This is a genomic window from Acidovorax sp. 99, assembly GCF_003096455.1.
Taxonomy (GTDB): Bacteria; Pseudomonadota; Gammaproteobacteria; order Burkholderiales; family Burkholderiaceae_C; genus Acidovorax; species Acidovorax delafieldii.
On record NZ_QEKU01000001.1, the window covers coordinates 387,824 to 402,110 of the forward strand.

Annotated in this window: 9 protein-coding genes and 5 tRNA genes; 1 reads left to right on the forward strand and 13 read right to left on the reverse strand. The window is 62.3% G+C overall.

Annotation, left to right across the window (positions count from 1 at the left end; all coding sequences use genetic code 11):
* Window positions 1-82: 82 nt before the first annotated feature.
* The 13 genes from C8C95_RS01895 to C8C95_RS01955 all read right to left on the reverse strand — a co-directional run bounded on the left by C8C95_RS01895 (window position 83) and on the right by C8C95_RS01955 (window position 12,858).
* A complete protein-coding gene (locus tag C8C95_RS01895) occupies window positions 83-607 on the reverse strand; it encodes a M48 family metallopeptidase (RefSeq protein WP_116747454.1) in 525 nt (174 codons plus the stop codon).
* A 152-nt stretch (window positions 608-759) separates the two neighbouring features.
* Window positions 760-1,392 (reverse strand): DUF6806 family protein, encoded by a 633-nt coding sequence (locus tag C8C95_RS01900; protein WP_056064478.1) that lies wholly within the window; start codon window positions 1,390-1,392, stop codon window positions 760-762.
* Window positions 1,393-1,405: 13 nt separating this feature from the next.
* Window positions 1,406-1,498, reverse strand: a tRNA-Leu gene (locus C8C95_RS01905).
* A 153-nt stretch (window positions 1,499-1,651) separates the two neighbouring features.
* Window positions 1,652-1,727: transfer RNA gene (locus C8C95_RS01910), tRNA-Gly, on the reverse strand.
* Between the two features lie 181 nt (window positions 1,728-1,908).
* Window positions 1,909-1,982, reverse strand: a tRNA-Cys gene (locus C8C95_RS01915).
* Between the two features lie 58 nt (window positions 1,983-2,040).
* Window positions 2,041-2,116: transfer RNA gene (locus C8C95_RS01920), tRNA-Gly, on the reverse strand.
* Window positions 2,117-2,201: 85 nt separating this feature from the next.
* Window positions 2,202-4,640, reverse strand: coding sequence for an endopeptidase La (gene lon / locus C8C95_RS01925; RefSeq protein ID WP_056064482.1), 2,439 nt, complete (start codon window positions 4,638-4,640; stop codon window positions 2,202-2,204).
* Window positions 4,641-4,766: 126 nt separating this feature from the next.
* Window positions 4,767-6,032: an ATP-dependent Clp protease ATP-binding subunit ClpX gene (clpX, locus tag C8C95_RS01930; RefSeq protein WP_056064485.1), complete on the reverse strand. Its 1,266-nt coding sequence runs from the start codon at window positions 6,030-6,032 to the stop codon at window positions 4,767-4,769.
* Between the two features lie 102 nt (window positions 6,033-6,134).
* Window positions 6,135-6,743, reverse strand: a complete 609-nt coding sequence (clpP, locus tag C8C95_RS01935) for an ATP-dependent Clp endopeptidase proteolytic subunit ClpP (RefSeq protein ID WP_015014885.1) — start codon at window positions 6,741-6,743, stop codon at window positions 6,135-6,137.
* 134 nt (window positions 6,744-6,877) lie between these two features.
* Window positions 6,878-8,191, reverse strand: coding sequence for a trigger factor (gene tig / locus C8C95_RS01940; RefSeq protein WP_056064489.1), 1,314 nt, complete (start codon window positions 8,189-8,191; stop codon window positions 6,878-6,880).
* Between the two features lie 75 nt (window positions 8,192-8,266).
* Window positions 8,267-8,353: transfer RNA gene (locus C8C95_RS01945), tRNA-Leu, on the reverse strand.
* A gap of 90 nt (window positions 8,354-8,443) precedes the next feature.
* Window positions 8,444-11,626 (reverse strand): efflux RND transporter permease subunit, encoded by a 3,183-nt coding sequence (locus C8C95_RS01950; protein ID WP_056064492.1) that lies wholly within the window; start codon window positions 11,624-11,626, stop codon window positions 8,444-8,446.
* Between the two features lie 8 nt (window positions 11,627-11,634).
* Window positions 11,635-12,858, reverse strand: a complete 1,224-nt coding sequence (locus C8C95_RS01955) for an efflux RND transporter periplasmic adaptor subunit (protein WP_116750102.1) — start codon at window positions 12,856-12,858, stop codon at window positions 11,635-11,637.
* A gap of 307 nt (window positions 12,859-13,165) precedes the next feature.
* Here C8C95_RS01955 and hpnC point away from each other — a divergent pair, with 307 nt between their 5' ends.
* Window positions 13,166-14,002 (forward strand): squalene synthase HpnC, encoded by an 837-nt coding sequence (gene hpnC, locus C8C95_RS01960; RefSeq protein WP_116747455.1) that lies wholly within the window; start codon window positions 13,166-13,168, stop codon window positions 14,000-14,002.
* The last annotated feature ends 285 nt before the right edge of the window (window positions 14,003-14,287 follow it).

Genomic DNA, 14,287 nt, shown 5'->3' on the forward strand with positions numbered 1-14,287 from the left:
TCTCTATCTGCTTCTGGCGAATGATCCATATGCGCCAGTTGCTATCATTTATGAAGCAACTGGGTGTAGCGGCTCTGTGCGATCAGGACGCGTCGCTGCCCCATAGCCGGGTGCCTGCCAGCTCCACGTGGGTGAGGTACAGGCGCAGGTCGAACTCGTACTGGTGGTACTGCGGCTCCATGTGGGTGCAGAGCTGGTAGAAGGCTTTGTCGTGGTCCTTCTCGCGCAGGTGGGCCAGCTCGTGGACAACGATCATGCGCAGGAACTCTTCGGGCGCCTGCTTGAACATCGCGGCAATGCGAATCTCATGCTTGGCCGCCAGCCGGTTGCCCTGCACACGCGACACCGCCGTGTGCAAGCCCAGCGCGTGGCGCACCACGTGGATCTTGTTGTCGAACAGCACCTTGTTGACCGTGCCCGCGTTGCGCAGGTAGCGTGCCTTGAGCTCCTGCGCATAGTCGTAGAGTGCCCTGTCGCTGCGCACGGCATGCGCCTGCGGATACTTGCGCAGCAGGACCGTCCCGAGCTTTCCCTGTGCCAGCAGATCGCGCGCCTGGTCCTGCAACGAAGCGGGGTAAGAACGCAGATACGGAAGATCAGTGCTCATAGGCAACAAGGCAGCGACGCGCAGGGCATGGAGTGGCGCGACCACACAGAGGCATCGAAGCGTTTGGAGAATTGATCCAATGCCTGGGAGATATCTGAGGGAGATGCACGGAAAGGCGTGCGCCACCACTCAGCGCAGCACGCCCACGCAGGTCAGTGCAAGTGGCGCGGACGACGGCCACCACCACCGCCGTGACCACCACCTGGGCCGCCGGGGCCACGCGGGGGCTTGCCGATCTCCAGGGAGTTCACCAGGGCATCAAAACGCTGACTGAACAGCTTGTCGATCTCTGCGACCACCCCCCCTAACTCGGCGCCATCAAAGTGGCGCTCCATCATGTTCACCACGTCTTGCACCAGCAGATCACGCTGCACCTGCATGATGGCAGCGGGCGTGGGGCCGACGAAAAGCATCACGAAGTCATCGCGCGACTCGGCACCCTGCTCTTCTTCGTCTTCATCAAAGTCGGTGTCGTAGAAGGTGACCTCGATGGCCGCGCCTTGCTCCGCCAGCTCATTGAGGCTCATGCACATCTCGTCGAGCGACTGGCGGAAATCCTCGTCACCCCGTACCGTCCAGCACATCTGCAGCAAGTGCTCCTGCGCGTCGTACTTGATGCCAGGTTCTTCCTCATAGGCACTGGCCGCGCCATCGGCCAGCGAACGGGCTCCAGCGTACTTCCACAGGGGTTTGAGCGCCTCCTGGAGCTGGTCAAAACTGACATCAGCGCGCAAGAGAACCTGTCCGTGGACGTGGATTTCGAAGGGAGCGTTGTAACTTGACATGATTGAATCGTAGTGGTGCCCCGAGCCGGGGTCGAACCGGCACGCCCCTTTTCAGGAAAGCGGCGGATTTTAAGTCCGCAGTGTCTACCAATTTCACCATCGGGGCGCCGGCTGCTGAGCGCATACCTGCGTTGCAGCGTAACCCGGGCAGCGCGTGCGCGCAATGCCCTGTCGCATCTCTGGTCGGGACCGCTGTTTGACAACAGCACGCTCCGAACCACCAAGAAAAAAGGGAAGCCTAAGCTTCCCTTTTCAAATATGGAGCGGGAAAAGAGTCTCGAACTCTCGACCTCAACCTTGGCAAGGTTGCGCTCTACCAACTGAGCTATTCCCGCATTTTCTGATTTCCCTAACGTTTCCGTTAGTGCTTATCAGCAAGCCTCAAATTATATAACTATTTTTGGCCGTATTCGATTGCAAGCCAAAAAATTTCCATCCAACTACCATCCATCGACACGATCCCTGCGAGCGTCTCGGCCCAGAGGCTTTCATCGCTTTACTGCTGCAGACCATATCTGGAGGCGCGGTCCGGAGTCGAACCGGACTAACCGGATTTGCAATCCGGGGCATAACCGCTTTGCTACCGCGCCAGGAACTCTCATTCCTCTGACAAAAAAGGGAAGCAACTGCTTCCCTTTTTTTGGAAATTGGAGCGGGAAAAGAGTCTCGAACTCTCGACCTCAACCTTGGCAAGGTTGCGCTCTACCAACTGAGCTATTCCCGCATTTACCGAAGCCTTACATTGTACAACGTTTGCTGCGATGGAATGAATTGTAGCGCATTTTTTGGGAGTTCCCAAAAAAATTGCGTCAATGTTTCAATCCATCGGCCGTGGCGGACGACACCGCTGCCTTGTCCGTCGACACAGGCACCGCAGCAGCCACTGCAACCTCTTCATCCGTCAGCGGCACGGGCTTGCTCTCCAAAGCAACTTCCAGCACCTTGTCGATCCACCGCACGGGCACGATCTCCAGGCCGCTCTTCACGTTGTCCGGAATCTCGGCGAGGTCCTTCACGTTCTCTTCAGGGATCAGCACGGTCTTGATGCCACCGCGCAATGCGGCCAGCAGCTTTTCCTTAAGGCCACCTATGGCCGTCACCTCGCCACGCAGCGTGATCTCGCCTGTCATGGCCACATCGCCGCGCACAGGGATACCCGTGAGCGCAGAAACAAACGCGGTAGTCATCGCAGCCCCCGCGCTGGGGCCGTCCTTGGGGGTGGCACCGTCTGGCACGTGAATGTGGATGTCGCGCTTTTCGAACGTTTCATCCTTGATACCCAGCATGCGCGCGCGGCTGCGCACCACCGTACGGGCAGCCTCCACGGATTCCTTCATCACATCACCCAGCGAACCCGTGCGCGTAATCACACCCTTGCCCGGCATGATGGCCGCCTCGATGGTCAACAGATCGCCACCCACCTCGGTCCACGCCAGGCCTACTACCTGTCCCACCTGGTTTTGCAACTCCGCACGGCCATAGGTGTACTTGCGCACGCCCAAAAAGTCCGGCAGGTTGTCAGCCGTGACCACCACCTGCGGCTCCAGTTTCTTGAGCTGCAGGCCCTTGACCACCTTGCGGCAAATTTTGGACAACTCGCGCTCGAGCGAACGCACACCCGCTTCACGGGTGTAGTAACGCACCATGTCGCGCACTGCAGGCTCGGTGATGAGCAGTTCTTCGTCCTTCACGCCATTGTTCTTGAGCTGCTTGGGCAGCAAGTACTTCATGGCGATGCTGGTTTTCTCGTCTTCGGTGTAGCCCGACAGGCGAATCACTTCCATGCGGTCGAGCAGTGCCGGCGGAATGTTCATCGAATTCGATGTGGCGACGAACATCACATCGCTCAGGTCGAAGTCCACCTCGACGTAGTGGTCGCCAAAGGTGTGGTTCTGCTCAGGGTCCAGCACCTCCAACAGAGCGCTCGACGGATCGCCCCGAAAGTCAGTACCCAGCTTGTCGATCTCGTCCAGCAGGAACAGCGGATTGCGCGTGCCCACCTTGGACAGGCTCTGCAGCACCTTGCCCGGCAGCGCACCGATGTAGGTGCGGCGATGCCCGCGGATCTCGGCCTCGTCGCGCATGCCGCCCAGGGCCATGCGCACGTACTTGCGGCCGGTGGCCTTGGCGATCGATTGCCCCAGCGAGGTCTTGCCCACGCCAGGAGGGCCCACCAGGCACAGGATGGGCGCTTTCACTTTGTCCACGCGCTGCTGTACCGCGAGGTATTCAAGGATGCGGTCCTTGACCTTGTCGAGGCCGTAATGGTCTTCGTTGAGGACGCCCTCGGCATTCACAAGGTCGTGCTTGATCTTGGTCTTCTTGCTCCAAGGCAGCGCGGTGAGCACGTCGATGTAGTTGCGCACCACCGTCGCCTCGGCCGACATGGGCGACATCAGCTTGAGCTTCTTGAGTTCGGCGTCAGCCTTCTTGCGGGCCTCCGCCGGCATCTTGGCGAGCTTGATCTTTTTCTCGATCTCCTCGATGTCGGCGCCTTCGTCGCCCTCACCCAGTTCCTTCTGGATGGCCTTGACTTGCTCGTTCAGATAGAAGTCACGCTGGTTCTTCTCCATCTGGCGCTTCACGCGGCCACGGATCTTTTTGTCGACGTTCAGGATGTCCACTTCGCGATCGAGCTGCTCGAACAGGTTTTCGAGGCGCGCCTTTACATCCGAAAGATCCAGCACCACCTGCTTGTTCTCGAGCTTGAGAGGCAGGTGTGCAGCAATGGTGTCTGCCAGTCGACCTGGATCGTCAATGCTGGAGATGGAAGTCAGGATCTCGGGCGGGATCTTCTTGTTGAGTTTGACGTACTGGTCAAACTGCTGCATCACTGCGCGACGCAGGGCCTCGATTTCACTTGGCTTATTGGCGTCGGGGGTTGCCTCCACCGGTGTCACGGTGGCCATGAAATGCGTCTCGGCATCTTCAATGGAAGCCACCAGAGCGCGCTGCTGGCCTTCCACCAGCACCTTCACGGTGCCGTCGGGCAGCTTAAGCATCTGCAAGATGGTGGAGACACAGCCCACATCGAACATGTCGGCCACCGAGGGCTCATCCTTGGCGGCAGCTTTTTGGGCCACCAACATGATGCGGCGATCAGCCTCCATGGCCATCTCAAGGGCCTTGATGCTCTTGGGGCGGCCCACGAAAAGCGGGATCACCATGTGAGGGAACACCACCACATCGCGCAAAGGCAACAGCGGCAGGTCAATAGGGGTGGCTGGCAGGGGGGTATGTCCGGACATGGAAATCCTCAAAGTGCTCTGTGGAAGTGGGTCCACATGTGGGGATTTTCAACCCTTGCACGCAGCCGTACTGGCGCAAGGGTTGATGGTTCAAAGGGCGACAACATGGCGCCCGCTCCGGTCTTCTCAGGCCTTCTTGGCCGCTTCGCGGTACACGAGCAGCGGCGGCTTGTTTTCTTCGATGGTGGATTCGTCCACCACCACCTTTTCGACGTTGCTGGTGTTGGGCAGGTCGAACATCGTGCCGATCAGCGATTGCTCCAGGATGGAACGCAGACCTCGCGCGCCCGTCTTGCGGGCCAGCGCCTTGCGGGCAATGGCTTTCAGGGCAGCCGGGCGAATTTCCAAGTCCACGCCTTCCATGGCCAGGAGCTTGCTGTACTGCTTGACCAGCGCGTTCTTCGGCTCGGTCAGGATCTGCACCAACGCATCTTCACTCAGTTCAGCCAAGGCAGTCACCACAGGCATACGGCCCACCAGTTCAGGAATCAGCCCGAACTTGATCAGGTCTTCGGGCTCGATCTCGGTGAACACTTCGGTCAGAGAGCGCTGCTTCTTGCTTTTGACCGATGCGCCAAAGCCGATGCCTGAGGCCTCGGTCCGGTTCTCGATGACCTTTTCCAGCCCTGCAAACGCGCCACCGCAGATGAACAGGATGTTGGTTGTGTCGATCTGCAGGAAGTCCTGGTTCGGGTGCTTGCGCCCGCCCTGGGGCGGCACACTGGCCATGGTGCCCTCGATGAGCTTGAGCAGCGCCTGCTGCACGCCCTCGCCCGACACATCGCGCGTGATGCTGGGGTTGTCGGATTTGCGCGAAATCTTGTCGATTTCATCGATATAGACAATACCGCGCTGGGCGCGCTCGACTTCGTAGTTGCAACTTTGCAGCAGCTTCTGGACGATGTTTTCCACATCCTCGCCCACATAGCCGGCTTCGGTCAGCGTGGTGGCGTCGGCCATCACAAAGGGAACATCCAGCATGCGTGCCAGGGTCTGCGCCAGCAATGTCTTGCCCGAACCCGTAGGGCCGATCAGCAGGATGTTGCTTTTGGACAGCTCCACATCGTCCTTGTGGGCCTTGTCCTTATGGCGCAGGCGCTTGTAGTGGTTGTACACCGCCACCGCCAGCGTGCGCTTGGCAACATCCTGGCCAATCACATAGTTGTCCAGATTGGCCTTGATCTCGACCGGCGTGGGCAGGTCACTGCGGCCTTCGCGGGCCAAGTCCCCAGCAGGCAGTTCGTCGCGGATGATCTCGTTGCACAGGTCAATGCACTCGTCGCAGATAAAGACCGACGGACCGGCGATCAGCTTCTTCACTTCATGCTGGCTTTTGCCGCAAAAAGAGCAGTAAAGGGTTTTTTCGCTGGAAGAGCCTTTTTTCTCGGCCATGGGGGCAATGCCTTGCTTGTTTCGGAAAGTTGTCGGGATGATAACCAAATAAAAAACGGCGTCTTCCCCTCGGGAAAACGCCGCTTCGTCGCCCTCGGGCGATCAGGCGCGTTGGCTGATCACTTGATCGACCAAACCATAGTCCTTGGCCTCGTCGGCCGAGAGGAAATAGTCACGCTCGGTGTCGCGCTGGATCTTCTCCAGCGGCTGTCCGGTGCGCTCAGCAAGGATCTTGTTGAGCTGCTCGCGGGTCTTGAGGATCTCGCGGGCGTGGATCTCGATCTCGGTGGCTTGGCCCTGCATGCCGCCCAATGGCTGATGGATCATGACCTTGGAGTTGGGCAGCGCAAAACGCTTGCCCTTGGCGCCCGCCGCCAGCAGGAACGCACCCATGCTGGCCGCCATGCCCGTGCACAGGGTCGAGACATCGGGCTTGATGAAGTTCATGGTGTCAAAAATCGCCATACCGGCGCTCACCGAACCACCGGGCGAGTTGATGTAGAACGAGATGTCCTTGTCCGGGTTTTCACTTTCCAGGAACAGCAGCTGTGCCACCACCAGGTTGGCGGTCTGGTCATTGACCGGGCCCACCAGAAAAATCACGCGCTCCTTGAGCAGGCGCGAGTAGATGTCATAGGACCGTTCGCCACGGCCCGACTGCTCGATGACCATGGGGACCATGCCCAGGCCTTGTGTTTCCAATGCGCTCATGTATTTCTCCAGTCAAGCAGGTACTGTACCCAGAAATGAATTGGGGCTTGTGCACGAAAGCACAAGCCCCTGGTGTGTCTTGACAACCAGAACCGGGTAGTTGCACGAGGCAGACCACCCGGCCCGAGGGCCTATCAGCCCTGCTGCGCCATCAGGTCGTCGAAGGAAATGGCTTTTTCGACCACCTTGGCCTTGGACAGCACGAATTCGGTCACGTTGTTTTCGATGACAACGGCTTCGACTTCGGCCAGACGCTGGCGGTCGCCGAAGTACCAACGCACCACGTCTTCGGGCTTCTCGTAGCTGGCGGCCAGCTCGTCGATGTGGGCCTTGAGCTGCTCGGGCTTGGCCTGCAGCTCATTGGCGCGCACCAGCTCGGCCAGCACAAGGCCCAGGCGCACACGGCGCTCTGCCTGGGGACGGAACACGTCTTCAGGGATCTCGGCCTTGTCGGCGTCCTTGATACCGCGTTGCTTGAGTTCAGCGCGGGCACCTTCCATCAGGCGGGCGATTTCAGCCTGGATACTGGAATTGGGCAGGTCCAACTCGGCCTTGGACACCAGGGCGTCCATCACGGCGGCCTTGTTGCGAGCCAGCAAGCGGAACTTGACTTCGCGCTCCAGGTTCTTCTTGATGTCGGCGCGCAGGCCATCCACGGAACCGTCGGCAATGCCCAGCGACTTGGCCAGAGCATCATTCACTTCGGGCAGGTGGGCCGCTTCAATCTTCTTGATGGTCACCAGGAAGTCGGCGGTCTTGCCAGCGACGTCCTTGCCGTGGTATTCGGCAGGGAACGCCAAGGGGAAAGTCTTGCTTTCGCCGGACTTCATGCCACGCACCGCGTCTTCGAACTCCTTGAGCATCTGGCCTTCGCCGACCAGGAACTGGAAGTCTTCGGCCTTGCCGCCGTCAAAGGGTTCGCCGTCGATCTTGCCTTCGAAGTCCACGGTCACGCGGTCACCGTCTTGCGCAGCGGCGTCAATGGCGCGCTGGGCGAAGCTGCGGCGCTGCTTGCGCAGGATGTCGATGGTCTTGTCGATGGCGCTGTCGGTCACTTCGGACGACAGTTTTTCAACTTCGGCGTCCGACAGGTCAGCGATCTTGACTTCGGGGAACACTTCGAAGATGGCATCAAAAGTCACCTGGCCTTCGGGAGCGCCTTCCTTTTCAGTGATGCGGGGCTGGCCAGCAACACGCAGGTTGGCTTCATTCGCAGCCACAGCAAAGGCCTCACCCACCTTGTCGTTCAGCACTTCGTACTGCACCGAGTAGCCATAACGCTGGGCCACCACGTTCATGGGCACCTTGCCGGGACGGAAACCGTCCATCTTGACCGTACGGGCCAGGCGCTTGAGGCGCGTGTCCACTTCGGACTGGATCAGGGTGACGGGCACGCTCAGCGTGATCTTGCGCTCGAGCTTCTCAAGGGTTTCAACAGTAACGGCCATGGCTATTCCTCTTATGAATGTGGATCGTGCTGGCTGCAGCGCAGCAGCGCCGTGTTCCGCAAAGTCTCACATGGGTGGTGCGCGGGGGGGGACTCGAACCCCCACACCATTGCTGGCGTCAGGACCTAAACCTGGTGCGTCTACCAATTTCGCCACCCGCGCGGTTCTACAAACAAACAGGCGGCAACCTCAGCTGCCGCCTGTGTGAAATCGGTCAACCTTCTATTTTACCTGATGCGGACGCCCTGTCGGTCAAGCAGCACCAGGAACCTCTGGCGCAGGTCGTTTGACACGGAACCAGGCCGCATACATTGCAGGCAGTGCCAGCAGCGTGAGCACCGTGGCCACCACCAGCCCGCCCATGATGGCAACGGCCATCGGCCCCCAGAACACGCTGCGCGACAGCGGGATCATGGCCAGCACGGCGGCAGCGGCGGTGAGCACGATGGGGCGCAAACGGCGCACGGCCGATTCCACAATGGCATCCCAGGCGGGCACGCCCCGGGCGCGGTCCTGCTCGATCTGATCGATCAGGATCACCGAATTGCGCTGGATCATGCCCATGAGCGCGATCACCCCCAGCAGCGCCACAAAACCAAAGGGACGATTGAGCAGCAACAGCGCTGCCGCCACACCCGCCAGCCCCAGCGGCCCGGTCAGGAACACCAGCATGGCACGGCTGAAGCTGTGCAGTTGCAGCATGAGCAGCGTGAAGGTGATGAACAGCATGATGGGAAGACCCGCCGCGATGGACGCCGAGCCCTTGGAGCTTTCCTCCACGGCGCCCGCCACCTCGATGCGGTAGCCCGTCTGGCCCGCCGACCGCCACTTGGCCTCAATCTCCTTGAGGGATGGCAGCAGCGCCGCCGTCACCGTGGCGCCCTGCAGGCCCTCGGTCACGTCGCCCTGCACGGTGATGGCGTAGTCGCGATTTTCGCGCCACATCACGCCGGGCTCCCAGGTGAACACAGGCTTGGCGATCTGCGTGAGCGGGATCGACTTGCCCGAGGCCGTGGGCAGATAGGCGTTGGCAATGTCAGTGATGGCGTTGCGCTCATCCAGCGGCTGGCGCAGCAGGATGTCGATGAGCTTGTCGCCCTCGCGGTACTGGCCGACCTGCGTGCCCGACAGAATGGTCTTGGACGCCTGTGCGATGGACTGGCTGGTCACGCCCAGGGCGCGTGCCTTGGCCTGGTCGACTTCCAGGCGCAGCACCTTCACGGACTCGTTCCAGTTGTCGTTCACCCCGCGCATGTTGGGGTTCTGGCGCAGCTGGGCCTTGACCTCGTCCGCACGCTCGCGCAGCACCAGCGGATCAGGGCCTACCACGCGGAACTGAACGGGATAAGGCACGGGCGGCCCGTTGGGCAGCAGCTTGACGCGCCCGCGCACTTCCGGGAACTCCTGCGCCAGCAGCGCAGGCAGCTTCACACGCAGCGATTCGCGCACCTTCAGGTCTTGGGGCACCACGATGAACTGCGACACGTTGCTCTGCGGGAACACCTGATCGAGCGGCAGATAAAAACGCGGCACGCCAGAGCCTACCCAGGTGCTCACCGTGTTCACGCCTGGCTCGGACAGCAGGCGCTGCTCCACGCGCTTGGTGACGGCCTCGTTGCCTGCGAACGACGTGCCTTCGGGGAACCAGATGTCCACCAGAATCTCAGGCCGGCTGGAATCAGGGAAGAACTGCTGCTGCACCTTGCCCATGCCGACAATGCCCAGGGCAAAGGTCAGCACCGTGGCGCCAATGGTCAGCCAGCGGTGCTGCACGCACCAGTCCACCAGACGGCGGAAGCTGCGGTAGAACGGGCTGTCAAAAACCTCGTGCGGGTCGTCCGTGATGCCCTTGTTGGCCTGAGCGGCCAAGACGTGAGGCGGCACCTTGAGCAGCAGCGTGCCGAGGTAAGGAACGAAGTAGACCGACACGAACCAGCTGAGCACCAGCGCAATCACCGTCACGGCAAAGATGGCAAAGGTGTATTCACCCGTGGTGGACTTGGCCAGGCCGATGGGCAAGAAGCCCGCCGCCGTAATCAGCGTGCCCGTGAGCATGGGCATAGCCGTGATCTCGTAGGCAAAGGTGGCGGCGCGCACCTTGTCATAACCCTCTTCGAGCTTGAGCACCATCATCTCCACCGCAATGATGGCGTCGTCCACCAGCAGGCCCAGCGCGATGATGAGCGAGCCCAGCGAAATCTTGTGCAGCCCGATGCCCCAGTACCACATGGCCAGGAACGTGACGGCCAGCACCAGCGGGATCGTGATGCCCACCACCAGCCCCGGGCGGGGGTCGATGTACCAGCGCTTCCACAGCGGGTTGTTGCCGGGCCGCTTGTGGACGCCCAGGCTGATGAAGCTCACCGCCAGCACGATGACCACGGCCTCGATCAGCACCTTGACAAACTCGTTCACCGAGGTGGACACCGCCTTGGGCTGGTCTTGCACGTTGACCAGTTTCACGCCCGCCGGCAACGTGCCAGCGATGCGGTCGGTGGTGGTGTGCAGGGCCTTGCCCAGCGCAATGATGTCGCCGCCCTTGGACATGGAGACGCCCAGCGCAATCACCTCGCGCCCCTGGTGGCGCACCTTCACGCCCGGTGGGTCCACATAGCCGCGCTGCACTTCAGCGATATCGCCCAGCCGCAGTTGCGCGCCCGAGGGGCCACGGATCGGCATCGCGCGCAGGTCCTCGATGGCGTTGAACTGGCCCTGCACGCGCACCTGCACCTGGTCTTGCGGCGTCTGGATGGTGCCCGCGCTTTCCACTGCGTTCTGCTGGCCCAGCTGGGCCAGCACCTGGTTCATGTCCAGGCCCAGTTGCGACAGGCGCTTTTGCGAGATCTCGATGAAGAGCTTTTCGTCCTGCACGCCAAACAGCTCGACCTTCGCCACATCGGGCACGCGCAGCAGCTGCTGGCGCGCGTCATCGGCAAACTGCTTGAGCTCTGCGTAGCTGAATCCCTCGGACTCCAGCGCGTAGATCACGCCATACACATCACCAAAGTCGTCATTGAAGAACGGGCCCTGAATGCCCTGGGGCAAGGTGTAGCGCATGTCGCCCACCTTCTTGCGCACGCTGTACCAGACGTTGGCCACGTCGCCGGGCTTGGAGGAGTCCTTGATCTGGAAAATGATCTGCGACTCGCCGGGCTTGGAATAGCTGCGGATCTTGTCGGCGTACGGCACTTCCTGCAGCGTGCGCTCGATCTTGTCGGTGACCTGCTCGGCCACCTGCTGGGCCGTGGCACCGGGCCAGTAGGTGCGCACCACCATGGCACGGAAGGTGAACGGAGGGTCTTCGTCCTGCCCCAGCTGGAAGTAGGCGGCAAAGCCCAGCAGCATCAACACCACCATGAGGTAGCGGGTGAGCGCAGGATGGTCGAGCGCCCATTTGGAGAGGTTGAACCCCTCTTTGGGTTGGATTTGCGTCATGGCGGGCCTCAGTTGGCGACAGAGGCCGTGGCGGTGGCGGGTGCAGCAGCGGCCGCCGGAGCCGATGGCACCGCCGGCATTGCTACAGATTCAGGAGCTGTCTGTGCTTTATTCACTGGCGCCTGGGCCACTTTTGGCTGGTATACCGTCACTTTTTGGCCGGGAGACAGCACATGCACGCCAGTGGCCACCACCCGCATGCCGGGGGTCAGGCCCCCTGCCACCACGGCATCGTTGCCGTCGGCCGTGGCGATCTGCACCACCTGCGACTTGACGGTGCTGGTCGCGGGGTCGTACACCCACACGGCGGTGGACTGACCCTCCTGACGCAGCGCGCTCGTGGGCAGCTTGATGGCGGCAACGCCGGCATGGCTCAGTGCCTTGGGCGTGGCGTACACGGTGGCGCCCAGCGCTGGGGCGTCCGCAGCGTCAATGGCCACCTTGACCTGGAAGGTGCGGGTCGCAGCGTCGGCGCTCGCAGCCACTTCGCGCACGCGGCCCGTCAGGGTCGCGCCGCCAGACCAGCCGCGCACAGCCACCTCGGAGCCCGTCGTGATCTGCGCCACCTTGTCCTCGGGCACAGCAAACACCACGTCGCGCGGGCCGTCTTGCGCAATGCGCACCACCGGCGCACCGGCCGACACCACCTGGCCCGGCTCGGCATCGATGCCCGTCACCACGCCCGACACGTCGGCCACCAGCGTGGTGTAGGCCGCCTGGTTGCCCTGCGACGACAGCTGGGCGCGCGCCTGGTCCAGCGTGGCCTGGGCCGCTTTGAGCGTGGCCTCACGGCGTTCCAGCTCGGCACCACTGATGAAGTTCTGGTCCTTGAGCGCCTGGTAACGCTTGAGGTCCGCCGCCGCCAGATCACGCTGCGTGGTGGCCGATGCCAGTTGCGCACGCGCGGCGTCAGCCGCCAGTTGGTAGTCCTTGGGGTCCAGTTGCGCCAGCACCTGCCCGGCCTTCACGCGCTGGCCCAGCTCGGCCTGGCGCTGAACGATCTTGCCCGCCACGCGAAAGCCCAGGCGCGACTCCACCCGCGCGCGCACCTCGCCCGAATACTCCAGGCTGGACTGCAGCGCGCCCACGCCCACCGTCATCAGCTTGACGAAGCGCACGGGCTCCTCAGGCGGTGCGGGACGCGAACAGGCGGCCAGCACGGTAGCGGTGGCCAGCACCAGCAAAAGCCTGGAATGCCGTGAAGAGGGCCGCAGGGCGGAGGATGTGCGCATGGGAAATCCGGTGAAAAAAGAAGGGGCCACAAGGATCAGCAAGCAAGACGCAGGCCGGAGTGCCCGCGCAGCGACAGTACACCAGGCACCCGCCACCCGCAGCCATGCAGGGCGCTTGTGAACAGATGCAGGGGCCAGCCGCCTTGTCCCCCACTGGATTGGTTTTTATGATTACTGACTGACCGGTTAGTAATCTATGAGAAGCCCTTGAGCTTGTCAAGCGACAATCCGGGGTGTGAACGACCGTCCCAGCCCCTCTCCCCACCCCGGCGCAGCCTCCGCGCCACAGCCCACTGCGACTGATGCGGTGGCGCCTCCTGTCACCCATTACGAAAACTTCCCCGTCGCATCCCTGCTGTGCCCGCCCCGCCTGCGCCAGCCGATTGCCGCCATCTACGGCTTTGCGCGCACGGCCGACGACATTGCCGACGAAGGCGATGCCCTGCCCGCCGCCCGGCTGGCTGACCTGGCGGCCTACCTGGCCGATCTGCGCGCGATTGCCCAGGGCCAGGCGCCCTCGCCCCGCTGGGCCAGCGTGTTTTTGCCGCTGCAAGGCGTGTTGCGCAGCCACCAGCTGCCCATGCCACTGCTGGAAGACCTGCTGAGTGCGTTTGCCCAGGACGTCGAAAAAACCCGTGACGGCGAGGGCTACGCCGACCGCGACGAGCTGCTGGACTACTGCCGCCGCTCGGCCAACCCCGTGGGCCGGCTGCTGCTGCACCTGTATGGCGTGCACGACGCCGAGGCGCTGCGCCAGAGCGACGCCATCTGCACGGCGCTGCAGCTCATCAACTTCTGGCAGGACCTGTCCGTGGACATTCCCCGGGGCCGCCACTACCTGCCGCGCTCCGACTGCGTAGCGTATGGCGCCTGCCAGTCCGAGCTGCTGGCGCTGCAAAGCACCCGCGAGAACGCCCGCCTGATTGCCGACTGCGCCCACTGGGCGCGCACCACGATGCAAAGCGGCGCCCCCTTGGTGGACCGCCTGCCCGGCCGCGCCGGCTGGGAGCTGCGGCTGGTGGTGCAAGGCGGCCTGCGCATCCTCGACAAGGTCGAGGCCCTCAAAGGGGGCAGCCTGCACACCCGGCCCAAGCTCCGTGGCTGGGACTGGTGCGTGATGCTGGGCCGCGCGCTGGTGATGTAAGAAAGATTCATGGGCCACAAGGCGGGCTCACACATTGGCCTGCCAGCGCACCACGCAGTGCCAAAACGGCCTGTAGCGCATAATTCATATGCACCAATAGCTACTTAATTGATAGCAATTTATTGGGATGCCTCTCGCCCTTGACCCGGCAGGGGCAGGGATAGCGAGCATGCCCCGGCCACCGCACCCGGTTAGCCTCGCGGCCACCGTGGCAGGGCGGCGGCCAACACCCCCACCCTGCCGGCCCGTGCCCGCGCGCCACAAGCGCAGGGGCACCTTTAACAC

Coding starts and splice junctions, on each gene's coding strand:
- clpP (WP_015014885.1), bottom strand. CDS start 6,743: ATGAGCGCATTGGAAACACAAGGCCTGGGCATGGTCCCCATGGTCATC.
- tig (WP_056064489.1), bottom strand. CDS start 8,191: ATGGCCGTTACTGTTGAAACCCTTGAGAAGCTCGAGCGCAAGATCACG.
- C8C95_RS01895 (WP_116747454.1), bottom strand. CDS start 607: ATGAGCACTGATCTTCCGTATCTGCGTTCTTACCCCGCTTCGTTGCAG.
- C8C95_RS01900 (WP_056064478.1), bottom strand. CDS start 1,392: ATGTCAAGTTACAACGCTCCCTTCGAAATCCACGTCCACGGACAGGTT.
- C8C95_RS01950 (WP_056064492.1), bottom strand. CDS start 11,626: ATGACGCAAATCCAACCCAAAGAGGGGTTCAACCTCTCCAAATGGGCG.
- lon (WP_056064482.1), bottom strand. CDS start 4,640: ATGTCCGGACATACCCCCCTGCCAGCCACCCCTATTGACCTGCCGCTG.
- C8C95_RS01955 (WP_116750102.1), bottom strand. CDS start 12,858: ATGCGCACATCCTCCGCCCTGCGGCCCTCTTCACGGCATTCCAGGCTT.
- clpX (WP_056064485.1), bottom strand. CDS start 6,032: ATGGCCGAGAAAAAAGGCTCTTCCAGCGAAAAAACCCTTTACTGCTCT.